20 protein-coding genes and 1 tRNA gene are annotated in these 21,939 nt (G+C 65.9%); 6 read left to right on the top strand and 15 right to left on the bottom strand.

Features of this window, described 5'->3' with window-relative positions:
* Positions 1 to 28 precede the first annotated feature (28 nt).
* Both argS and EJ105_RS18695 read right to left on the bottom strand, forming a co-directional pair.
* The gene (gene argS / locus EJ105_RS18700; protein ID WP_250167535.1) at positions 29 to 1,789 is read right to left on the bottom strand and encodes an arginine--tRNA ligase; all 1,761 of its coding nucleotides are present in this window, start codon (positions 1,787 to 1,789) and stop codon (positions 29 to 31) included.
* A 36-nt stretch (positions 1,790 to 1,825) separates the two neighbouring features.
* Positions 1,826 to 3,031, bottom strand: coding sequence for a deoxyguanosinetriphosphate triphosphohydrolase (locus tag EJ105_RS18695; protein WP_169120374.1), 1,206 nt, complete (start codon positions 3,029 to 3,031; stop codon positions 1,826 to 1,828).
* A gap of 145 nt (positions 3,032 to 3,176) precedes the next feature.
* On the opposite strand from EJ105_RS18695, the gene erpA reads away from it, so the two are divergent.
* On the top strand, positions 3,177 to 3,554 hold the full coding sequence (gene erpA, locus EJ105_RS18690; RefSeq protein ID WP_081837719.1) for an iron-sulfur cluster insertion protein ErpA: 378 nt from the start codon (positions 3,177 to 3,179) through the stop codon (positions 3,552 to 3,554).
* A gap of 81 nt (positions 3,555 to 3,635) precedes the next feature.
* Here erpA and EJ105_RS18685 read toward each other — a convergent pair whose 3' ends face one another.
* Entirely contained in the window at positions 3,636 to 4,802 is a 1,167-nt protein-coding gene (locus EJ105_RS18685) for an alginate O-acetyltransferase AlgX-related protein (protein ID WP_250167534.1), read from the bottom strand.
* Between the two features lie 10 nt (positions 4,803 to 4,812).
* Positions 4,813 to 6,261: an MBOAT family O-acyltransferase gene (locus EJ105_RS18680; RefSeq protein ID WP_250167533.1), complete on the bottom strand. Its 1,449-nt coding sequence runs from the start codon at positions 6,259 to 6,261 to the stop codon at positions 4,813 to 4,815.
* A gap of 122 nt (positions 6,262 to 6,383) precedes the next feature.
* On the opposite strand from EJ105_RS18680, the gene xth reads away from it, so the two are divergent.
* Together xth and EJ105_RS18670 are read left to right on the top strand one after the other, a co-directional pair.
* The gene (xth, locus tag EJ105_RS18675; protein ID WP_029558554.1) at positions 6,384 to 7,172 is read left to right on the top strand and encodes an exodeoxyribonuclease III; all 789 of its coding nucleotides are present in this window, start codon (positions 6,384 to 6,386) and stop codon (positions 7,170 to 7,172) included.
* A gap of 7 nt (positions 7,173 to 7,179) precedes the next feature.
* The gene (locus EJ105_RS18670; RefSeq protein WP_250167532.1) at positions 7,180 to 7,596 is read left to right on the top strand and encodes a GFA family protein; all 417 of its coding nucleotides are present in this window, start codon (positions 7,180 to 7,182) and stop codon (positions 7,594 to 7,596) included.
* A 3-nt stretch (positions 7,597 to 7,599) separates the two neighbouring features.
* Here EJ105_RS18670 and EJ105_RS18665 read toward each other — a convergent pair whose 3' ends face one another.
* The 5 genes from EJ105_RS18665 to EJ105_RS18645 form a co-directional block, all read right to left on the bottom strand.
* Positions 7,600 to 8,490, bottom strand: a complete 891-nt coding sequence (locus EJ105_RS18665; RefSeq protein ID WP_250167531.1) for a tetratricopeptide repeat protein — start codon at positions 8,488 to 8,490, stop codon at positions 7,600 to 7,602.
* A 503-nt stretch (positions 8,491 to 8,993) separates the two neighbouring features.
* Positions 8,994 to 11,783, bottom strand: coding sequence for a valine--tRNA ligase (locus EJ105_RS18660; RefSeq protein ID WP_250167530.1), 2,790 nt, complete (start codon positions 11,781 to 11,783; stop codon positions 8,994 to 8,996).
* A gap of 172 nt (positions 11,784 to 11,955) precedes the next feature.
* Positions 11,956 to 12,348, bottom strand: coding sequence for a PopZ family protein (locus EJ105_RS18655; RefSeq protein ID WP_250167529.1), 393 nt, complete (start codon positions 12,346 to 12,348; stop codon positions 11,956 to 11,958).
* Positions 12,349 to 12,959: 611 nt separating this feature from the next.
* The gene (locus EJ105_RS18650; protein ID WP_250167528.1) at positions 12,960 to 14,348 is read right to left on the bottom strand and encodes a TolC family outer membrane protein; all 1,389 of its coding nucleotides are present in this window, start codon (positions 14,346 to 14,348) and stop codon (positions 12,960 to 12,962) included.
* Positions 14,349 to 14,505: 157 nt separating this feature from the next.
* Positions 14,506 to 15,168 carry a protein-L-isoaspartate O-methyltransferase family protein gene (locus EJ105_RS18645; RefSeq protein WP_250167527.1) on the bottom strand — a complete coding sequence of 221 codons (663 nt, stop codon included), beginning with the start codon at positions 15,166 to 15,168 and terminating at the stop codon, positions 14,506 to 14,508.
* Positions 15,169 to 15,411: 243 nt separating this feature from the next.
* Between EJ105_RS18645 and EJ105_RS18640 the strand changes: the two genes are divergently transcribed.
* Positions 15,412 to 15,867, top strand: coding sequence for a group III truncated hemoglobin (locus EJ105_RS18640; protein ID WP_250167526.1), 456 nt, complete (start codon positions 15,412 to 15,414; stop codon positions 15,865 to 15,867).
* Between the two features lie 51 nt (positions 15,868 to 15,918).
* Here EJ105_RS18640 and EJ105_RS18635 read toward each other — a convergent pair whose 3' ends face one another.
* Complete coding sequence (locus tag EJ105_RS18635; RefSeq protein WP_250167525.1) at positions 15,919 to 17,604, bottom strand: fibronectin type III domain-containing protein; 1,686 nt, start codon at positions 17,602 to 17,604, stop codon at positions 15,919 to 15,921.
* 416 nt (positions 17,605 to 18,020) lie between these two features.
* Between EJ105_RS18635 and EJ105_RS18630 the strand changes: the two genes are divergently transcribed.
* The gene (locus EJ105_RS18630; RefSeq protein ID WP_250167524.1) at positions 18,021 to 19,001 is read left to right on the top strand and encodes a glycosyltransferase family 2 protein; all 981 of its coding nucleotides are present in this window, start codon (positions 18,021 to 18,023) and stop codon (positions 18,999 to 19,001) included.
* Positions 19,002 to 19,084: 83 nt separating this feature from the next.
* A tRNA-Cys gene (locus tag EJ105_RS18625) sits at positions 19,085 to 19,158 on the top strand.
* 75 nt (positions 19,159 to 19,233) lie between these two features.
* Here EJ105_RS18625 and EJ105_RS18620 read toward each other — a convergent pair.
* The 5 genes from EJ105_RS18620 to EJ105_RS18600 all read right to left on the bottom strand — a co-directional run bounded on the left by EJ105_RS18620 (position 19,234) and on the right by EJ105_RS18600 (position 21,935).
* Entirely contained in the window at positions 19,234 to 20,235 is a 1,002-nt protein-coding gene (locus EJ105_RS18620; protein ID WP_250167523.1) for a tyrosine-type recombinase/integrase, read from the bottom strand.
* 28 nt (positions 20,236 to 20,263) lie between these two features.
* Positions 20,264 to 20,641, bottom strand: a complete 378-nt coding sequence (locus EJ105_RS18615) for a MarR family transcriptional regulator (protein WP_234049865.1) — start codon at positions 20,639 to 20,641, stop codon at positions 20,264 to 20,266.
* A 65-nt stretch (positions 20,642 to 20,706) separates the two neighbouring features.
* The gene (locus tag EJ105_RS18610; protein ID WP_250167522.1) at positions 20,707 to 20,985 is read right to left on the bottom strand and encodes a hypothetical protein; all 279 of its coding nucleotides are present in this window, start codon (positions 20,983 to 20,985) and stop codon (positions 20,707 to 20,709) included.
* Positions 20,986 to 21,134: 149 nt separating this feature from the next.
* On the bottom strand, positions 21,135 to 21,425 hold the full coding sequence (locus tag EJ105_RS18605; RefSeq protein WP_250167521.1) for a hypothetical protein: 291 nt from the start codon (positions 21,423 to 21,425) through the stop codon (positions 21,135 to 21,137).
* Between the two features lie 276 nt (positions 21,426 to 21,701).
* Entirely contained in the window at positions 21,702 to 21,935 is a 234-nt protein-coding gene (locus EJ105_RS18600) for a hypothetical protein (RefSeq protein ID WP_250167520.1), read from the bottom strand.
* Positions 21,936 to 21,939: the final 4 nt, after the last annotated feature.

Genomic DNA, 21,939 nt, shown 5'->3' with positions numbered 1-21,939 from the left:
ATACGCCGGACCGCAACCGGACGAGCGATTATTTCATCTCGTCAACGGCCTCCACCCCGAGCACCTTGAGACCGGAAGCGAGTACCGTGGCAACGCCATGCACCAATGCGAGGCGAGCCGAGGTCAAATCTCGATCATTCTCGATAATGAAGCGTAAATGTGGCAAGTCTTTTCCCCGGTTCCACTGGGCGTGGAACTCGCTCGCCAGATCATGCAGGAAGAACGAAATGCGGTGCGGCTCGCGCGCCGTTGCCGCCTGCTCGACGAGGCGCGGCCAGGAGGCGATGCGCCGCAGCAGCGTCAGCTCGCCTTCGTCGTCGAGTCGCGACAAGGCGGCCCCGGCGAAGGCGGCAGGTTCGGCGGGCAGATCGGAGAACTGCTCGCTTGCATTGCGCAGGATCGATTTGGCCCGGGCGTGGGCATACTGCACGTAGAAGACGGGATTCTCGCGTGATTGCTCGATCACCTTGCCGAGGTCGAAGTCGAGCGGCGCGTCATTCTTGCGGAACAGCATCATGAAGCGCACCGCATCGCGGCCCACCTCGTCCACCACCTCGCGCAGGGTGACGAACGAGCCTGCGCGCTTCGACATGCGCACCGGCTCGCCATTGCGGAACAGGCGCACGAGCTGGATCAGCTCCACATCGAGGCTGCCCTTGCCGCCCGACACGGCCTTCACCGCCGCCTGCATGCGCTTCACGTAGCCGCCATGGTCGGCGCCCCAGACGTCGATCATCTTGAGGAAACCGCGCTCCACCTTGTCCTTGTGGTAGGCGATATCGCCGGCGAAATAGGTGTAGCTGCCGTCCGACTTCTTCAGCGGCCGGTCCACGTCGTCGCCGAAGTCGGTGGAGCGGAACAGGGTCTGCTCGCGATCCTCCCAATCCTCGATGGGTGCGCCCTTGGGCGGCGGCAGGCGGCCCTCATAGACCTCGCCCGACGCGCGCAGCGCCTCGATGGTCGCACCCACCTTGTCCACCGCGCCGAAGGCCAGCGAGCGCTCGGAGAAGAACACGTCGAACTCGATGCCGAGGGCAGTGAGGTCGTCGCGGATCATCTCCATCATGCAGCCGATGGCGAAGGAGCGGAACACCGGCAGCCACTCGCTCTCGGGCGCGGCCGTGTATTCGCCGCCGTGCATCTCGGCGAGCTGCTGGCCGACGGCGACGAGATAGTCGCCGGGATAGAGGCCGTCCGGAATGTCCGCCTTCTCACCCGTCACCGCCTCGCGATAGCGCAGGAAGACGGAGCGGCCGAGCACGTCCACCTGGGCGCCGGCGTCGTTGATGTAATATTCCTTGGTCACGGCAAAGCCGGCGAACGCCAGCAGGCGCGCCATGGCGTCGCCGAACACCGCGCCCCGACAATGGCCCACATGCATGGGGCCGGTGGGGTTGGCGGAGACGTACTCCACATTCACCTTCTCGTCCGCGCCGAAGGTTGAGCGGCCGAAATCGAGGCCCTTTGTGAGCGCGGCGGCGAGCACCTTGGGCCAGAAGGCGGCATCGAGGGCGATGTTGATGAAGCCGGGACCTGCCACGTCCACCCGCGCCACGCCCGGCACCGCCTTGAGCTTGCCCGCGATCTTCTCGGCGAGGTCGCGCGGCTTCAGGCCGGCGTCCTTGGACAGCACCATGGCCGCATTGGTGGCGAGATCGCCATGGGTCGCATCGCGCGGCGGCTCCACCACCACGCGGGCGAGGTCGAGACCGGATTTGACGAGGCCCTCGGCGGAAAGGGCGGCGACGGCTTCGCGGACGTGATCGGCGAAGATCGCGTAGACGTTCATGGAATGGGGTCCAATCGGGTTCGGTTGCCGGCGCGCCTAACGCAAGTCCGGTGTCGAGTCAAAGAAGCGGGCGTGCTGGTCGAGGGCGTAGCGGTCGGTCATGCCCGCGATGTAGTCGCAGACGCGGCGGGCGAGGCGCTCGCCTTCCAGCGTCTCGATACCGTCCTGCCAGGAAGGCGGCAGATCCTTCGGGCGGTTGATGAAATAGGCGAACAGATCGCGGATGACCCCCTGCGCCTCGGCCATGATGCGGTTGACCCGCTCGTGCCGGTACATACGCGGAAAGAGGAAGCCCTTCAGCGCCTTCTCCTTCTGCCGCATGGCATCCGAGAAGGCGACGATGGGTGCGCCGAGGGCCCGGACATCCTCCGCCGAGGCCACGCCGGCGGCCTGTGCGCGGCGGGTGCTTTCGGCTACCACGTCCTCGATGAGCAGGGTGATGACCAGACGCAGCACCTCGTTCACCGTGCGCGGCACGTCGAGGCCGGGATAGCGCCCGCGCACGCTGGCCAGCGCCTCGCCCACCAGCGGCAGGCCGGCGATATCGTCCAGCGTGAACATGCGGGCGCGCAGGCCGTCGTCGAGATCGTGCACGTCGTAGGCGATGTCGTCGGAGATGGCGGCGACCTGCGCCTCCGCAGAGGCGTGACTCCACAATTCGAGATCCTGCTGGGCCGAATGCACGCGGATGGCGTGGGGCAGGCCGTCGCGATAGCGGCCGATGCCGTTGCCCTCGCGGTCGGTCAGCGGGCCGTTGTGCTTGGCGATGCCTTCCAGCGTCTCCCACGTCAGGTTGAGGCCGTCGAAGGCGGCATAGCGGCCTTCGATGCGGGTGACGACGCGCAGCGACTGGGCGTTGTGGTCGAAGCCCCCCTGCCCCGCCATGCAGGCGTCCAGCGCCCGCTCGCCGGCATGGGCGAAGGGCGGGTGGCCGAGATCGTGCGCCAGCGCCAGCGCCTCGGCGAGGTCCTCATCCAGCCCCAGCGCACGGGCGATGGAGCGGGCCACCTGCACCACCTCCAGCGTGTGGGTGAGGCGCGTGCGGTAGTGGTCGCCCTCGTTGAAGACGAAGACCTGCGTCTTCTGCTTCAGCCGGCGGAAGGCGGTGGAATGGATGATGCGGTCGCAATCGCGCCGGAACGGGCTGCGCGGCGGCATCTCGGGTTCCGGGACCAGCCGGCCGCGGGAGCGCTCGGCTTCGCAGGCCCAGGCCACGCGGGGCGTCGCGCCGCTCACCGCCATGACCGCCCCTCCCCCGTTCCGGCCGGCGCGGCACAAGAACCTGCGGCGACGCACAAAACCCTTTTGCACCGCCCGCCCTTTAAATCAGGAGCGGATGGACTTACCTTAGAAGCCATTGCCAGCTTCAATTCGTAAAGTCGATACCATGGAAACCTCCCTCGCCCCGACGACCGCTCCCGCCGATGCTCCGGTGACGGAAGTGGACTTCACCGTGACCGACGCGGCCGCGCGCCGCATCTGCCAGATTCTTTCTCCCGAGCCTGCCGGCACGTTCCTGCGCATCAGCGTGGAAGGCGGCGGCTGTTCCGGCTTTTCCTACAAGTATGATGTGACGCAGGAACAGTCGGACGACGACCTCGTCATCGAGAAGGAAGGCGCCAAGATCGTGGTCGATCGCATGTCGCTCGACTATTTCAAAGGCTCCCAGCTCGACTACAAGGCCGACCTGATGGGCTCCGCCTTCAAGATCTCGAACCCCATGGCCACCGCCAAGTGCGGCTGCGGGTCCAGCTTCGCGGTCTAATCCGCTCTCTGGCGCAGCCGCACACAACGCGAAAACGCGCGGCTTTCGTTCCAGCTTCGCGGCTGGAACGCCACAGGTCCTCTAAGGCGCCACGTTGCGCGGCACGGCGCTGCGCCACAGGCGCGGCAAGCCCTTTGGCCAGTCGTCGCCGTAGCAGGGGAAGAAGCGCTCCGTGCGGGCATAGATGATGAGGTCCGGCGCGTAGCGCTTCACGTCGTCGAAGCTGAAGTCGCAATTGCCCGTCACCCGGGCGGAGGCGTGCATCCAGGCCACCTCCTTCACCCGCGCATTGGCGAACAGTCGCGGCCACGCCAGGGCGGTGAAGGAATCGCCCATGATCAGGACCTTGAGCCCCTCCGGCGCGTAGTCCCGCACCACCGACTTGAAAGCGATGTGCTCGTTGAGGCTGCGCAGCACGGGGTCGAAGCGCGGCTTTGACGCCTTGGCGGGCAGGTTGAGGCGAAAATCCTCCTCCTTCACCTCCGGCGGCATGCGCATGGCGCGCAGCAGGTCGCCCCGCGCGGCCGGCTCCAGCGGCCCGACCACCTGCGCCGGGTCCATCTGCCAGTCGAGATGACCGGCGGCGACCATCACCGCATTGAAGGCGAGAATGCTCGAGCGGGCATTCCAATGGGTGTCGGTGAGGAGATAGCGCGGCGCCGGGCTCGCCTTCAGCACCGGGCGCAGATCCACGGTGGTGACGCCCCGGGCCTTCAGCCCCGCCAGCGCGAGGTCGTATTCCGTCGTGGGGTAGGTGAGCGCATCGTTCCACAGCGGCAGCGCCTCAGTTTCCACCGACTGCGCGTTGGGCGGGAGGGCGACGACGATCTTTGTGCCGAGGGGTGCGAGGATGCGCTGCATCTCGCCGAGCATGTCGACGAAGCGCTCCACGTTGGCCGTCCGCACCAGCGCACCGGCGGATTGGGCGGGGGTCTGCTCCCGGCCCCAGAACAGCTGGCCGTCGCGGCCGGCATAGAAGGGCTTGCTGTCGGGGGAGTCCAGCTCCGCCCGAAGCTCCCGGCGCAGAACCGGCAGGGTGGCGCGGAAGCCGAAATTGTCCTGGATGAAGATGCCGATGTTGCGGAACCACAGGTCCAGCTTGCGGCTGAACTCCCATTCGGGCGCCACCTTCACCCGCCACTGCATGCTCGCGAGCGGGTCGGGAATGAGGTTCGACAGCAGCAGGAAGCCGAACAGGCCGGCGACGAGGACGCCCAGATAGCGGCGATGCCGGGAGAGCATTGTCATCGGGCGCTCCTCAGAACCGGTAATAGAGGAAGGGCGTGCCGTTGGTGCCGCCCACCCAGGCGACGCTCGCCAGCATCAGCACCGCGATCAGCGCGAAATCCGCCACCCGCGCCATGGTCCCCTCCCCCGACAGGATTTTCCAGCGCGGCCAGCGGAAGAAGCCGATCAGCCCGCCCACGACGAGGGCGATGATGGCGAGCGGCGTCAGGCCGAAGCCCAGCGCCATGGAGGCGCGGCTGAAGCCGTTGAGGCCGGCGAGGCCGTGGAACATGTCGATGGCGCCCGGCAGGCTGTCGGCGCGGAACCACACCCAGCCGATCATCACCACCAGCACCGTGTAGAGGTGGCTGACGACGCCGGGCATCCGCTTCAGCCAGCGGCCGAGGAAGGCGCGCTCGATGATGAGGAAGGCGCCGTGGTGCGCACCCCAGATCACGAAGGTCCAGCTTGCCCCGTGCCACAGTCCGCACAGCAGGAAGACCACGGAGAGATTGATGTAGGTGCGCATCTCTCCGCGCCGGTTTCCGCCCAGCGGGATGTAGAGGTAATCGCGCAGGAAGGCGGACAGGCTCATGTGCCAGCGCCGCCAGAAATCGGTGATCGAATGGGCGGTGTAGGGCAGCCGGAAGTTCCGCGGCAGCACGAAGCCCACCATGATGCCGAGGCCGACCGCCATGGTGGAATAGCCCGCGAAGTCGAAATAGATCTGCACCGTATAGGCATAGAGGCCGAGCCAGGCCTCCACGAAGGTCGGGTGGGTGGTGGTGTCGAACACCCCGTCCACCAGCCGCGCCACCTCGTCGGCGATCAGCACCTTCCAGGCGAGACCGATCACGAACAGCCGCGCGCCCGCCGAAAACCGCCCGAGCGTGACCCGCCGCTGCGAGAGCTGTCGCGCGACGGTGGCGTAACGCACGATAGGGCCGGCGACCAGCTGCGGGAACATGCACATGTAGAGGGCGAACTGCGCCGGATCGCGGTTGGCGTGGACCTTCTTCTTGTAGATGTCCGCGAGGTAGGAAATGGCGTGGAACGAATAGAAGGAGATGCCCAGCGGCAGCGAGATCTGCGGCACCGGCAGCAACAGCCCGGCCGGCTCGATGAGGGCGTTGAGGTTCTCCGCCAGGAAGCCGGTGTATTTGAATACCCCGAGCAGGAGGAGGTTCAGCGTCACGCCCAGCGCCAGCACGCGCTTGCGCTCGGCGCCTTCGCGCACCTCGATGGCCTTGGCGAGGAAGAAGTTGGCCGCGACGGAAGCAAGAAGGATCAGGATGTGCGGCGTATAGCCCGCCGAATAGAAGACAAGCGAGAAGGCCAGAAAGATGTAGTTCCGCGTGGTAATGGTCTTCGCGGAGAAATAGGCGACCAGAAAGAGCGGGAAAAAATAGAACAGGAATTCGATGGACGCGAAGGTCATGCCGCCGGGCCGCCAGAGATTGTCATCCGGCGTTCCTGCCACTCTTTGCTCGCTGCCGCAACCCTTTGGCGGGTCGTGAGAGGTGTGGCGATAGGTAAGGCGCTCCGCCCCATTGCCTCCCCGCCGGGCCGGCGTATCCTCCGCCGCGAAGGAGCCGCCATCCCATGCGCATCGCCACCTGGAACGTGAATTCCATCCGCCAGCGTCTCGACCACGCGGTCCGCTGGCTGGGCGAGACCCGGCCGGACGTGGTCTGCATCCAGGAGATCAAGTGCCAGACCGAGGCCTTCCCGAAGGAGGCGTTCGAGGCGCTGGGCTATAACGTGAGCGTGCATGGGCAGAAGGGGTTCAATGGCGTCGCCCTCCTCTCCCGCCTGCCGCTGGAGGACGTGACCCACGGCCTCGCCGGCGATGACGGCGACGAGCAGGCGCGCTTCATCGAGGCGGTGGTGTCGGTGAAGGGCGGCGTGGTGCGGGTGGCCTGCATCTATTTGCCCAACGGCAACCCGCCGGAGACCGAGAAATACCCCTACAAGCTCGGCTTCATGGAGCGCCTGTCCGCCTTCGCGGCCGACCGGCTGAAGCTGGAGGAGCCGCTGGTGCTCGCCGGCGACTTCAATGTGATTCCCGAACCGCGCGACGCCGCCGATCCCGCGGCCTGGACGGGCGACGCCCTGTTCCTGCCGCGCACCCGGCAGGCATTCCGCTCCCTGCTCAATCTCGGCTTCACGGATGCCCTGCGCGCCACCTCCGATGCCGGCCGGCTGTTCACCTTCTGGGATTACCAGGCCGGCGCCTGGCAGCGGGACAACGGCATCCGCATCGACCACCTCCTGCTGTCGCCGCAGGCGGCCGACCGGCTCATCGCCACCGGCGTCGACAAGCATGTGCGCGCCTGGGAGAAGCCGTCCGACCATGTGCCGGTGTGGGCCGACTTCTCCATCGCGGCGTGAGGACAAAATGGCGGGGGACACGACGACCTTAGAAGGCGGCTGCCTGTGCGGCCGCCTGCGTTACCGGCTTGAGCGGGTGAAAAGCGCCTATTGGTGCCACTGCACCATGTGCCGCCGCGCCTCCGGCTCCGCAGCCCTGCCCTGGGTCTCCGTGGCGCGGGAGGATGTCACCTTCATCTCCGGCGAGCCTGCCATCTTCGAATCGAGCCCCGGCGTCATCCGGCGCTTCTGCGGCCATTGCGGCAGCCCGATCGTGTTCGACATGGCGCGGGAAGCTGATGTGGACGTCACCATCGGTACGCTGGACGATCCCGACCGCGTGCCGCCAACCCATCACATCTGGGTCAGCTCGGCGCTGCACATGGCGCATGATCTCGGCGCAGGATTGCCGCGCTACGACGGCGAACGCCCCTCCGACTCGTAAACCTCAGCGCTTCGCCGTCTTCAGCCACACTTCCAGATAGCCGAGCGCCTTCTCGCGCTCGTCCGGCGTCGCCTCGGCGAAAGCCTGCTCGTGGGCGTTCACCACCCACTTGTCCTCGGGACGAACGGCGGAATCGCGGGCCAGCGTCAGCCACATCAGGCCACGGGCCCGCTGGCGGGGCACGCCCTCGTCACCGCGGAAGAGCAGCACGCCGAGGGTGGCCTGGGCCTCGTACTGGCCCTTCTGAGAAGCGAGCGTCAGCCAGCGGCCGGCGTTGCGCGCGTCGCGGGGGCCGCCGACGCCTTCGAGGTAGAGCTTGCCGAGCTGGTACTGCCCGTCCGCGTCGCCGAAGTAGGAGGCGGCATAGGAGAACATGTCCCGCGCCCGGGAGGGATCGCGCTTCACCCCGGCGGAGGGGATGCCCACGAGATAATAGGAGCCCAGCGCCACGAAGGCATTGGCGACGAAGCGCGACTGAGCGGTGCCGGGATAATCCTCGGCGTGGCTGCTGGCGATCTTCTGAAAATATTCGAACGCCTTGGCGTCGTCGCGCTTGACGCCGTCGCCGTCCATATAGATGCGGCCGAGCTTCCACTGGGCCATGGCGTGGCCCTGGGCAGCGGCATAGCCGAGGGCGTCGATGCCCTTGGCGGTCTGCCCCGCGCGGAGCGCCTGCGCGCCGGTGCGGAAGGCCTCGTCCACGGGACGCACCTGCGGGGCCAGCGGCACGTTGGCCGGCGGCGTCAGCGGCTGCATCTCGTAAGGCTGGAGGGTCTGCGCGGTGCCGTCGAAGGCATGGGCGCGTCCGGCCGCAAGACCAGCCACGGCGAGGAAAAGCACGCCGGTAATCGCGGCAGGCACGCGCACCCGGCGCTGGCGGCGCGGCGCGCTCACCGTGCCGTTCACCGCGCCCCGAAATGTCCCGTGTGTCGCAACCGAATTCATGATGGACGGAAGGTGAACTGACGCGGCGGCAATATCGGGGCCGAGGAAAGGCCGAGCAGCGGCACCTCTGAGGCGACCTTTCGGGCGAAGCCCGGCGCCGCCCGCCGGGGCATCCTCTCGCCATGTGCAACGACCGTCCATCAGGACCCACCTCAGGCGCGGCGGCCGGAAACACATTCCGGGTTACGCTCACCGCAGCGCGTTGAGGTTCGATTTCATGTCGTTTTGTGGCGAGTTCGCGGCGTAAGGCCCCTACGGGAACCCAGCACGTTCAAAGGATCGGGAGTGTGTCTTCTCTGTCACAATAACAGGCGCCAAGACCCTGCAAGAAGGCGGCCGGAAAGTTCAAGTCTTAACCATGATCAAGACGGTCGGCAAAAACTGAGGCGCGGCGGCAACACTTGCCCCCGCGCCTCGGCCACTCGCCATTGACGTTTCGGAAAGCCGAGCCCTCAGGCACCAGCGGAGAGCTGGCTGATGGCGGCGCGGACCTTCTCCTTGCGCAGGATGTATTCCTCGCGCTTCTCGCGCTCGGCTTCCACCACCTCTTCCGGCGCGCGGGCGACGAAGCTCTCGTTGCCTAGCTTGGCGTCGATGCGGGCGACCTCCTGGTCGAGCTTGCCCTCTTCCTTGCGCAGGCGGGCCAGCTCCGCGCCGAGGTCGACCACGCCGGCGAGTGGCAGGGCCACCACTTCGCCCCGGACCACCATCTGCACCGAGCTGGCGGGCACCTGATCGGACACCGAAACGTCGGACAGGCGGGCGAGGCGGCGGATGGCGTCGTCCCAGGCGGCCACGCGCGCGGTCGTCTCCGCGCCGGGCTGCACCAGCACGAGGGGCACCTGCGCACCGGCCGGCACGTTCATCTCCGCCCGCACGGAGCGGATCTCGGTGATGAGGTCCACCACCCAGCCCACCTCAGCCTCGGCGTCAGGCGCCTCGAGGCCGGAAAGGTCCGGCCACGGCGCCAGCGCGAGCAGGCTGGTGCGCGCCGGCCCCTCCTTGCCGGTCTCCGACCACAATTCCTCGGTGAGGAATGGCATGAACGGGTGCAGCAGGCCCATGGCCACGTCGAGCACGTAGGCGGTGGCGGCGCGGGTCTCGTCCTTGGCGGCGCCGTCGGGGCCGGAGAGCACGGGCTTCGCCAGTTCCAGGTGCCAGTCGCACACCACGTTCCAGATGAAGCGGTAGACCGCGCCGGCCGCCTCGTTGAAGCGATAGGCGAGGATCGCCTCGCTCACCTCTGACGACGCACGCGCGGCCTCGCCGATGATCCAGCGGTTGAGGGTGCCCTCCACCTTCGCCGGATCGAACCCGTCCGCGCGCACGCAGCCGTTCATCTGTGCGAAGCGCACGGCGTTCCAGAGCTTGGTCGCGAAGTTGCGGTAGCCTTCCACGCGCGAGGTGGCGAGCTTGATGTCGCGCCCCTGCGCCGCCATGGCGGCAAGCGTGAAGCGCAGGGCGTCCGCACCGTACTTCTCCACGAGGTCGAGTGGGTCGATGACGTTGCCCTTGGACTTCGACATCTTCGCCCCCTTCTCGTCGCGGACGAGGGCGTGGATGTAGACATCCCTGAACGGCACTTCGCCGTCCATGAAGTGCAGGCCCATCATCATCATCCGGGCGACCCAGAAGAAGATGATGTCAAAGCCCGTCACCAGCACGCTGGTGGGATAGAACTTTTTCAGCTCGGCCGTCTCGTCGGGCCAGCCCATGGTGGAGAAGGGCCACAGGGCGGACGAGAACCACGTGTCCAGCACGTCCTCGTCGCGGGTAAGGAACCCTGCCCGCTTGTCCGCGTCGTCGATCAGCGCCTGCGCCTCCTCGGGCGACAGGCTCTCGTTGCCGACATTGTGGGCCAGCGCCTCTTCGAACGCCTGGTCCTCGTCCTCGGCCACGAAGACGTTGCCGAAGGGGTCGTACCAGGCCGGGATCTGGTGGCCCCACCACAGCTGGCGCGAGATGCACCAGGGCTGGATGTTCTCCAGCCACTCGAAATAGGTCTTTTCCCAGTTCTTCGGCACGAAGGTGGTGCGCCCCTCGCGCACGGCCGCCAGCGCCGGCTGGGCGAGGGTCTTGGCGTCCACGTACCACTGGTCGGTCAGCCACGGCTCGATGACCACGTTGGAGCGGTCGCCGTGGGGCACCATGTGGGTGTGCGGCTCGATGGTCTCCAGCAGCTCCAGCGAGGTGAGCAGCTCGACGATGTGCTTGCGCGCGGCGAAGCGGTCCATGCCCGCCAGATGGGTGAGCACGCCGGCCGCGTCCGGCAGATCCACATAAGCCTCGGGCCGCTCGGCGTAATCGTCCTGGATGCCCTGCGGGTCGATCCGCGCCTCGGCGTCGAGCACGTTGATCATCGGCAGATCGTGCCGGCGACCCACGTCGAAGTCGTTGAAATCGTGCGCTGGGGTGATCTTCACCGCGCCGGAGCCCTTCTCCGGGTCGGAATACTCATCGGCGACGATGGGAATGCGCCGGCCCACCAGCGGCAGGATGACGTGCTTGCCGATGAGGTCGCGATAGCGCTCGTCATCCGGGTGCACCGCAACCGCGGTGTCGCCAAGCATGGTCTCGGGCCGGGTGGTGGCGACGACGATGAAGCGGTCCTTCTCGCCCTCGATGGGATAGCGCAGGTGCCAGAGATTGCCCTTCACCTCCACCTGCAGCACCTCGAGGTCCGAGATGGCGGTGATGAGCTTGGGGTCCCAGTTGACGAGGCGCTTGTCCTTGTAGATCAGCCCTTCGCGATAGAGCTGCACGAACACCTTGAGGACGGCGCGGGACAGCCCCTCGTCCATGGTGAAGCGCTCGCGCGACCAGTCGCAGGAGGCGCCGAGCTTCTTCAGCTGGTTGACGATGGTGCCGCCCGATTCGGCCTTCCACGCCCACACCTTCTCGATAAAGGCCTCGCGGCCGAGATCGCGGCGGCCGGGCAGCTTCTGGGCGGCGAGCTGGCGTTCCACCACCATCTGGGTGGCGATGCCGGCGTGGTCGGTGCCCGGCTGCCAGAGCACGTCCTTGCCGCGCATGCGCTCGAACCGCGCCAGCACGTCCTGCAACGTGTTGTTGAGCGCGTGGCCCATGTGCAGGGAGCCGGTGACGTTCGGCGGCGGGATGACGATGGAGAAGCCTTCCGCGTCCTTGCGCTCGGGACGGCCGCAGCGGAACGCGCCGGCATTTTCCCAGCGATCGGCGATGCGATCTTCAACGGCGGCGGGATCGAAGACTTTTTCCAGCATGAACGGGACTCCGCGGCGCCGCTCGGCCGTCGCCGACGCAGCGCGCCGGGCCGGCTCCGCGTCCGCTGTGGTCGGAACGGGTCAGCCGGCGTTTAAGCCGGACGCGCGGTCCGGCGTCAACACGCCGGCCGCACGGGAATGGAAAGAGAGGTGTGTGGCGAGGCCCGCGGGCCTAACGCTGGCGGCGGGCGACGCGCTCGATCTCGGCCCGCACCAGATCCTCGACGATGGTCGGCAGGTTGGCGTCCAGCCAGTCCTTGAGCATGGGGCGGAGAATCTCTTTCACGAGATCTTCCACCGTGCGCTCCTTCTGCGGCAGCAGAACGTCGCCGAGATTGCGGAAGGCGGCCATCACCGCAGCATCCGCATTGGCAGAGAGCAGGTCGCGACGGCGCACGCTCTCCGCGGGATGGCCATCGCCGGCCGGCTGCACCGGACGATGGTCCTCGAAAGCAGAAGACGCCGGCTGCGGGCGCAGGGGCCGCGGCTGGGGCTGGGCCGCGGCAGGCTCGTGGCGATCTTCCATTTCCTCCACCGGATGGTCGGGATAGGTCGGCTGCTGCACCGGGCGCGGTTCTGCGCGCTGTGACGCGGGAGGAGGCTCGTGGCGGGCTTGACGTAGGGCCGCGGCGGCCTCGGCGAAGACCGCTTCATCCTGTTCATCCAGCCACGGACGTTGCTGCCTTGCGGGCGCTTCTGCGACAGGACGCTCGCCCGCGGGACGCACAGGCGCTGCCGGACGTGACGCGGGCCGCGGCGCCGCCGCATAGGCACCGGCAACCGGCGTTGCATCGCGCGGAGCGGGACGGCGGGGAATAGGCGGCGGCTCAGGCGGCGCCTGCCGCTGCGCCACCATGCGGGGCTCCGGCGGACGGCGGGGGCGCCCATCGCCGGAAGGCGAATTTTCGCCGCGGCGGGGAGCCGCCTCGGCGTGCGCCGCCGGCTGCTCGTCATCCGCCATGATGCGGCGAATGGAGGCCAGGATTTCTTCCATCGACGGTTCCTGCACCTTGGGGCTCGCAGCCATGTCCCGACCTCGGCCGAAGACGAACCGGCGGACTTCCGGATGCGGAAATTATCCGCATCCGGAAGCCGACGGAGAGAATCGCCAGTTGTAGAGGGAGTATGGCACCGCCTCAGTTGGCAGCAACAACTGTCGCAGGGGCGTCTTGGGGATTATTTGCCGTCAGGCGTGCGAACACCGGCCCAGCTGTCGCGCACCTGATTGTAATGCACGCGAGGGTCGTAATAATTCACCTTCAGACCCAGCGACAGGGCATCCAGCCGGCCGATGGTGGAGATCAGCGCATAGGCGGCCACCACCCGGTCGCGCTGGGCGACGACCAGGGACGACTGCGAATTGGTGAGGTCGCGCTGGGCGTTCAGCACGTCGGTGGTGGTGCGCTGGCCGACCCGCCATTCCTCGCGGACGCCCTCAAGGGCGAGCGTGTTGGCGGCGACGGACGCCTGAGCCGCCTGGATCTGCGCCTTCGCGGCCTCAAGCGCACCCCAATACTGCACGGCCTGGGCGCGGATGGTGTCGCGGTTCACGTCCACCTCGATACGCGCCTGCGTCAGCAGTTCCTTGGCCTGACGGATGTTCGCGTACTCGACGCCGCCCTGGTAGATCGGCACCGAGAGACTCAGCGTCACAGCGGCGCCGGTCTGGGAATCGACGGCCAGATTCTGGTCGTAGCCCTGCACAACCTGCCCCTGCAGCGTGAGGTTCGGTGACAGGCCGCCCTCTGCCACCTTGACCTGGAACATCGCCGCGTCGACCGCAAACTCCGATGCCTTGATGGCCGGGTGCCGGCTGAGCCCGGTGGAAATCACCTTGTCCACCGACCCCGGCAACGTGGACTCGATGGAACGCGGCGTGCTGAGCTTGCCCGGCTCGACGCCGATCACCTGCCGGTAGTTCGCGCGGGCCGTGGAAAGGTTCGCGACCGCCTGGCTCACCTGATACTGCGCATCCGCCACCCGGGCTTCGGCCTGGGCCACGTCGGTGCGGGTCACCTCGCCGACGTTGAAGCGGTCGCGCGTGGCGCGCAATTCCTGCTGGAACGCCGCCAAGCTCTGCTTCTGCAGTTCCAGAAGGGCAATAGCCTGGATGACGTTCATGTAGGCTGTGACGCCGTTCAGCATCACCGTCTGCTCGGTGTTGCGCAGCGTCTCGCGCGATCCCCGCACCTGCGATTCAGCGTTGCGGGTCTGGTTGGCGGTGACGAAGCCGTTGAACAGCGTATAGGCGGCATTCAGCGCGAAGGACCGCGGCCAGATCCATCCGTTGGTCTTGACGCCGGACGCCTGCTGCTTGGCGAATTCCGGCCCGGCCTGCGCGGTGGCGTTCAGGGTCGGGCGATAGCCGGACAGAGCCTGCGGCACGGTTTCGTCCGTGGCGCGGGTTCCTGCGCGCTGGGCGTTCAGCGTGGGGTTGTTTGTGTAGGCCATGGCCAGCGCCTGATCCAGCGACTGGGCAGACGCGACACCCATAGCCAAAGCAAAGACACTGACGCCCGCCAAACATGCAACACCGCTTCGGCGAATGCGCTTTGCAACCGACATCCCAATCTCCCGATCCGACACGGCCATGCAGACTCGCCGCACCGACTCTGCCGCGCGGTAACTTTTCGGTAAGATATCGGTCCCGCTCCCGATCCGAAACCGATCGGTTCGATGGAAGCGGCGTTTTCGGCCTACCGCGGCAAACGCGCCACAGTGGTCAGAAAGTGAAGCGGGGCGCGGCCTTGAAGCCGGGAAGCGCGGGAACGGCGGCGTTGAAGGCGACCCGCTCGCTCACGGAACCCGCCACCTTGGTAAACACGCAGGCCTTGCCCGCCCCGCCGTGACCAACGACGGCGACAAGGCGTCCGCCTTCCTTCACCTGATCGAACAGGGCGGCCGGCACCTCGTCCACCGAGCCGTTGAGGAGGATGAGGTCGTAGGGGGCTTCCGCCTTCCATCCCGCGTTCAGCGGGCCCTGCATCACCGCGACATTGGCGACGCCGATCTCGGCGAGCGTGGCTGTGGCTGTGGCCGCGAGGCCGGCATCTTCTTCCACGGCCACCACCTGCTGGGCGAGCCGGGAGAGAACGGCGGCCGAATAGCCGGTGCCGCCGCCGATATCGAGCACATGGTCATGCTCCTGCACGTCCGCCTCCTGGATGAGGCGCGCGAGGATCATGGGCTCGATGAGGTAGCGGGTCGGGCTGCCGGAGGTCAGAGCGAGGTCGTCGTCGATATAAGCGAGCGACTTGAGCTGGGCCGGAACGAAAAGCTCGCGGGGGATTTCCAGCATCGCACCGACGATGCCCGGGTCGGTGACGTTGTTGGTGCGCACCTGGCTATCCACCATGCCGCGGCGCAGCTCGACGTAATCGATCATTTTCCCGTCTCCGGCCATCCCCTTGGCCCGGGGCGCTCAGCGGAGGCGTATCCCGTGCCGTCGGGCTCAAGAGCCATATTGCCGCCCCTTTTGCAAGGCGCCCCTCGGGAGCGGCGGCTGCGCGGACGGGCTCATGTGGCCGCAAGTCGCATGGTTCCCGGCCGGCAGCGGCGGGAGTGTCCTCAACCCTGACGAACGCGCGGATCGACCCGCGCACCGGCCGCAGCCGAGGAGGCGCGACGCATGACGGCAACCAACATCCCCTCCCCGCCTGCATCGCAGGAACCGCAGCCCGAGGGGCTCGACGAAGCCGCGGTCCGTCGTCTGGTCCATACTTTCTATGCGCGCGTGCAAAAGGACGCCCTGCTCGGCCCCATCTTCGGCGGTCGCATCGCCGACGAGGCCTGGCCGGTCCATCTCGCCAAGATGTGCGACTTCTGGTCCTCGGTGCTGCTGAAGTCCGGCCGCTACGAAGGCCGCCCCCTGCCGCCGCACCTGGCGCTCGGCAGCGATGCGGGCGAACCGCAATTCGCGCGCTGGCTCGCCCTGTTCCGCCCGACCGCCCTTGAGGTATTGCCGCCCGATGCAGCCCAGCAGGCCATCGCCCATGCCGAGCGGATGGCGCACAGCTTCCGCCTCGCCATCGCCTTCCACAAGGGCGAGGACACCACGCGCATCATCCCCTACGGCAACAGCTGAGCGGAAGGCGGAGCCTGCGGGAAAACCCGCCCCCCGCCTTCCGGACGTGCATCAGAGTTGCTTGTCAGTGGTGCTGATGAACTTCATGCCGCTCGCGGCTTCGAGGTTGGCAAGCGCCGCGTCGATGACGGAGAAGATGGTCGCCCGGGCCGTTGCCTTGCTCAGGTCAAGCTTGGCCGAGCTTGCGACCTTGAGCTTGGTCAGCGCCGACGAGAACGCCGCGTTCGCCTGTGCTGCGGTGTAGAACTGCGCGGGGTTGGTGCCGTTGGAATAGGACAGGGTCTGGGCAACCCTCGAGAAAACGTTGGCCAGCGCGCTCATGTTGAAGACGACGCTGTTGGTCGGCGTGGTCTTCAGGGACGGGCTCGTGGTCGGGATCGGGTTGTTGTAGAGCTGGTCCAGGTAATAATGGACCTGATACGGATACTGAACGTAGGTATCCGAGCTTCCCCAGGCTGAACTATAGCTGTTCACCGATGTGACGGTCGCGGCCGTCGCCGTGGCGCCGAGATTGCTGTAGCGGGACACGAGCGGTCCGTAGAAGCCCTGATTGTAGGCGACGTTCAGGATCACATCGAGGAAGCTGTTCGGCAGTGTCGTGAAGTTCTTGAGCGCCGTATCGAAGGCCGGCTCCCACGGGGTGGTCCAGCCTCCCGCGCCCTTTCCGGTGACGTTCAGCGCAACCAGGTCGTTGTAGTGGAAGTAGGCCACCAGGGCCGGGCCATAGTATTTGTTGTTGAAGGAGGCCGGCGTCGCCTTGGTGTATTGTGTGGCCGCATTGGCCATGGTGAAGCCGATATTCTTCTGGATCGCCACATAATTTATGAGCGAATGGCCCTTGGGCTGGTAGCTGCCGGAGACCATGTCGGCGGCATAGTTGTTGATCTGGTACGGGCCGCCCTGGCCGACGCCCATGACCGCCTGCTGGTTTGCATTCGGATCAATGAGGTCGCTGCTCGACTTATAGTATTGGGTCGCGATATTTTCCTGAAGCAGCTGGGCGAAGATCGATCCGTAGAGATAATCCTTGTTGTACTGGATGCCGGGAAAGCCTTCATCGATGAGATGGCCCAGCAGCACGCCGGCGACGATATTTGACATGATCAGGTCGTCGTAATTCCCACCTGTGAGGGTGAGCGAGTCCTGGGCGGTGCCGACACCCAGCAGCAGATGGAAATTGATCGTCCCTGTGCTGGCCGTGCTGGGCGGCGGGCCACTGAGGGTGGTGACGGTGACCGGCGCCGATTTGGCCGACGCACCGACCGAATCGACCGCTGCAACGGCAAAGCTGTAGGAGGTGAGCGGCGTCAGGCCCGACACCGTCACGCTGGCGCCGGACGAGGTCGTCGTCAGGGCGCCATTCATATAGATCTGGTAGGCGGATATGGTGCAGTTCGCGACCGTCACCGGGGTCCATGTCAGCGTCGTCGCGTTGCCGGTGGTGCCGGACGCGGCGAGGCCCTTGGGGACCGGCGGCACAGCGGTGCAACTGGAGCACGATCCGGACTGGGTCCACGGCTGCCCGGTGCCTGATCCCCCATTGTTGGTGGCGGGGTCCTGATTCTGGGTCCACCAATTGGCACGGTAGATGATGCCGTTTTCGCTGGCCTGCGCGCCCGCCGTGTAGACCGATGACGAGTTCCAGGCTGCAGGGCAGGACTGGGCCCATGCCGATCCTGCTAGCCATGGGGTGAAGGCGGACACCAGTGCGATGGACGTGGCGTGAAGAATCCTCATGGCAGCCCCCGATTTGACAGCCCTTTGGGCGGTACCGGTATAGGGCACTCCACGCTTGTGTCGATAGCTGAAAATGTTGCGACTTAGTAACGCCCGGCGCGGTGGAGAGATTTCGCCTTGGATCTATGAGCTGCGGCCACCATTTACCACTTTTGATACCTTCGGATGCTGCGATTTATATACGCAATTGGAAGTTGGTTGCATGTGAAGTCTCGCCGCAACCGCAGCGGTGGTGATTCCATTTTGTGACGGCGCGCCCCTTTTCCGGGATGTGCTCGAAAGCACTTTGAACCCGACGAAACCGGCCGATGCGGTACTCGGAACCACCCGCCCCCTCGACGCACATTCTTCCCTTGGGTAAAAGGGGCGGTGGGCCAATGGTTCGCCGATGCGAGCGCTGACGAGGAAGCCGCCGATTGTCGATTAGGATTGCTGCGGTCATTCCACTCTATAATGGCGCACCGTTCATTGAAGCGGCGCTCCACAGCGTACTGGGCCAGACCCGACCGGCTGATGAGGTGATCGTCGTCAACGACGGCTCCACCGACGAGGGCCCCGCCATCGTCGAGGAAGTCGCGCGTCATCATCCCGTGCGCCTGCTGCACAAGCCGAATGGCGGGCAGTCGTCCGCGCGCAATCTGGCCATCCGCTCGACCACGTGTTCCCACATCGCGCTGCTGGATCAGGACGACATCTGGTACGAGGATCATCTGGCGGCGCTGCACCAGCCGTTCGTCGACGCCGAGATTCGTCGGCTCGGGCTGGTTTACGGCAACCTCGACCAGATCGACCGGAACGGCCGCCTCATTACAGAGCATTGCCTGGATCAGGTCCCCACGCCGCATCCCAAGCGGTCCCTGATGCAGTGCCTGCAACACGACATGTTCATCCTGCCGGGCGCTTCGCTGGTGGACCGGCAGGCCATGCTCGACGCGGGCCTGTTCGACGAGCGCCTGTCCGGCTACGAGGACGACGACCTGTTCGTCCGCCTGTACTCCATGGGCGTGAAGAGCTGCTATCTCGACAAGTCCGTCACCATGTGGCGCATCTATCCGGAATCGACCTCCTTCAGCGCCCGCATGGGGCGCTCGCGGATGATCTATTTCCACAAGCTCATTGAGGCGCATCCGGACGAACCCCGCCTAGGGCTCTTCTGGGGCCGGGATGTGATTGCCCCCCGCTTCACCAGCATCCTGCGCAGCGAGTTCCTGCAAGCCTCGAAGGCCGCCGACTTCGCCCGCGCCCTCCGCGCCTGGGACGACCTGAAAGCGGTAGCGCCCCACATGAAGAAAAGCGTGCAGATGCGGATCAGGCTTGTGGGACCGCTGATCGAGGCCACGCTCGCCGGACCGTTGACCAGTGTCGCCCGCCGGCTCCTGCGGCACGCCCTGCGCTGACCCACCGCGTTTGCGAAGACGGGGACAATCCGAACCGGTGCTTGCGCGGTCTGGGCGAACGCCTTAAGAACACGCGCTCGTGAGGCCACGTGGCGGAGTGGTTACGCAGCGGACTGCAAATCCGTGTACGCCAGTTCGATTCTGGCCGTGGCCTCCAATCATTTCAGTGACTTAGCGCTGCCACGCTTTGTCACCGATTGTGGCCGTTTGCTGGTTTTGTCACCGGGATTTGTCACCGCTGATCCGGTGACAAATGCGAGTCGTCCCGCCCGTGGACCATGGCGTCGAGGTCATTAGGCACCAAGTTCGTGTAGCGGCGAGTTGTCGCAAGGGACGAATGCCCCATCCATTTCTGGATGCGCCAGAAGTCCCACCCCTCCAGAGCAAACCACGTGCACCGGGTGTGGCGGAGGGTGTGGATTGTGGTTTCATCCGGGAGCTTCAGTTTCTCCTTTATGCGGTACCACACCTTCCGCAGCCGGGCCGGTGAAGTGTCCTGGAAGGGGCGCTCCAGGTCACCCGTGACGAGGCGGCATCGCTTCATCACTTCCGTGGTGGTGGGGAAGAGCGGAATGGTCCGGTCATGCGACGTCTTGGTGATGTCACGAGCGAACGTCACGGCCGTGAGGTCGGCGTTGAAGTCCCCCCACCGGACCTTGGTCAGCTCCCCCAGGCGACAGCCCGTGTCTATGAGGAACTGGAACATATCCGCCTCCCGCTGATAGCCCCAGCGGGTCGCGAGCTTGATGATCGCTTCCACCTCGTCCCGCGTGAAAGCGATGGTGCGGCCCGGCCCCTCCTTCTGCCAGGGGATTTCCGGCATCTTGGTGATCCGGTCCGCCTTCAGCGCCACGCTCGCCATCTTCGAGACGTTCGATAGATAGCGGTTGACGGTGCCATTCGAGCATCCCGAGGTCTTCAGCATCTCGACGAAGGCGCCCAGGTTCTCCACCGTGAAGGCGGAGGCCGGCGGGATGTTGCCGCCCACGAAGTCCACGAAGCGCTTCGCGTTTCGCAACTGATCGGCCGCCGACTTGGCGTCCTTCCAGTGGACCTTGCAAACGTGCTCCATGAGCCCCCGCATTGTGCGGAGACCTCCCGCCGCGACAGCCGGGTTGAACTCCTTCCGGGGCACCGGCTGGCCCAGCTTGAGCGCGGCGCGGCATTTCAGCTCCCACGCCTCCGCCTCCGGACGCGAACCGAACACCTCACGGTAGCGCGTCCCGTCCACCATGAAGTCGGCGAGAAATTTCCCGCCCTTCTCACGAATTGCCACCTTCTGTTACTCCCGAGAGTATGTGGTCCAGGGTGCGTATGAGCCTCGCACCCTTGGGGCTAACGCCAACGGGCTTTGCTCGCTCGTCAACGTCATCGGCACGGAGGTCGAGAAGCCCCAAGCCTGGGTTTCCTCGAACCCCCTTGTCCTGTAGGAGCTTGATGTTCCGGTTGACGGAGGTCTTCGGCCATCCGTAGTACCGAGCCAAATCGCTTTGCGTGGTCCCTTGGTCCAGTGCGAGGCGCAGGAAGGTGATCGCCGTCCGGATGGTCATTTCATCGTGGACGTCGTGCAGCGCTTCCAGCGCCGTCGTCAGGGTGGTGAGGGCCTTGGCCTCACGTTCGGTCAAAGTACGGTCAGCCATTTCATCCATCTCCATAGACTATCCGCCCAGACGTACCACACCGGCGAGAACACGTCGAGGGATGGCTACGGATTGGCCGGATAGAAGTCCAACAGGAATGCCGTTGGGAACGCTATGGCCGAAGGGGCGCCTAGCCATTCGGGGGCTGGGAGGTCTATGGTGGGGACGCCTTGCGCCCTCGCCGCCTCCAAGGCCCGCTGCTGGTCTTCAAGCAACGCCTCTTCCCAATCATCCAAACCCTCCAGCGCCTGCGGTTCCGTTCTGTTGAGGAACCCCCACACCGTTTCATAGAAACGCGGGTCGGGCTGGAAAAAAGTGCTGCCTCTGTGATGCACTTGGTTCATGTCAAAGTCCCTGATCGGGAACGAAAATCATCTAGTTCCCTCGCAAAGGGGCAGGTGTACTTTGTATGTGGCAAATTAGAGACACCTGCCCACTTTGCTGGCACATGAGTCAAAATGACTCATGCGTTCCGCCCCCTTCCCCGCATACCTCACCTGTAAAACGCCGCTTCGGGCCAGTCGGCCAGGATGACGGATTTCGCATATTCCCGGCTCTTCGCCCGAAGGTAAGCCGTGTTCCCGTCCTGGTCGGCGACGCAATAAAGCGGCTCGCCCAGGCCCCAATAGGCCCCGCCCTTGTCATAGCCCCCGGCATCGAGAGGGACGCGGACCAGCCGGAGCCGGCCGGCGCAAGTTTCAAGATAGGCGTTGCTTCGGCGGCCCATGGGCGCCCCATAGCGGCAGTTGACCGGCGGCGCCGGATCGAAGGCGGTTGCAGACATAGTTCGTTCTCCCGGATAATCCGTTCAGCCGTACTCCGAAGGGGCAAGGACACACCTCGCCCCTTGAGATTGCGGCTATTCCTCCGGCACGAAGACGATGGCGCCGGGAAGCAGTGAGAGGATTTCCCACCCACCCGGCAAGCAATCGTCGATGTTGGCGACCAGAGCCGCTTGCACCTCATGCAATGGCGCGTCGTGCCGCACGGTTGTCGTGCCGAATAGGATGGGGCTTTTGCCCGGATAGCGGATGCGGGCGCATAGCGGCGCCTTCCATGGTCATTTCGCGTTGACCGCAGGCGGCACCCAATAAGACCGACCGATTTCCCGGCACAGTCCGCGCAAGGTGTCGTCACAGCGCATGCGTCGATCCACCGAGGCCCGCAAGTGGGAGGGCTTGGCCCACCACGTCTTCCCAACCTTGTAGGCGCGGAAAGCGAAGCCTGCGGCGTCATAGACGATGTAGGTTCCCCGGTGCAGCGGGTGTTTCTCGCAATTCGGTTCCATGGTCACGCCT

The organism is Xanthobacter aminoxidans (assembly GCF_023571765.1).
Taxonomy (GTDB): domain Bacteria; phylum Pseudomonadota; class Alphaproteobacteria; order Rhizobiales; family Xanthobacteraceae; genus Xanthobacter; species Xanthobacter aminoxidans.
This window is presented reverse-complemented; position numbering and strand designations above follow the sequence as displayed.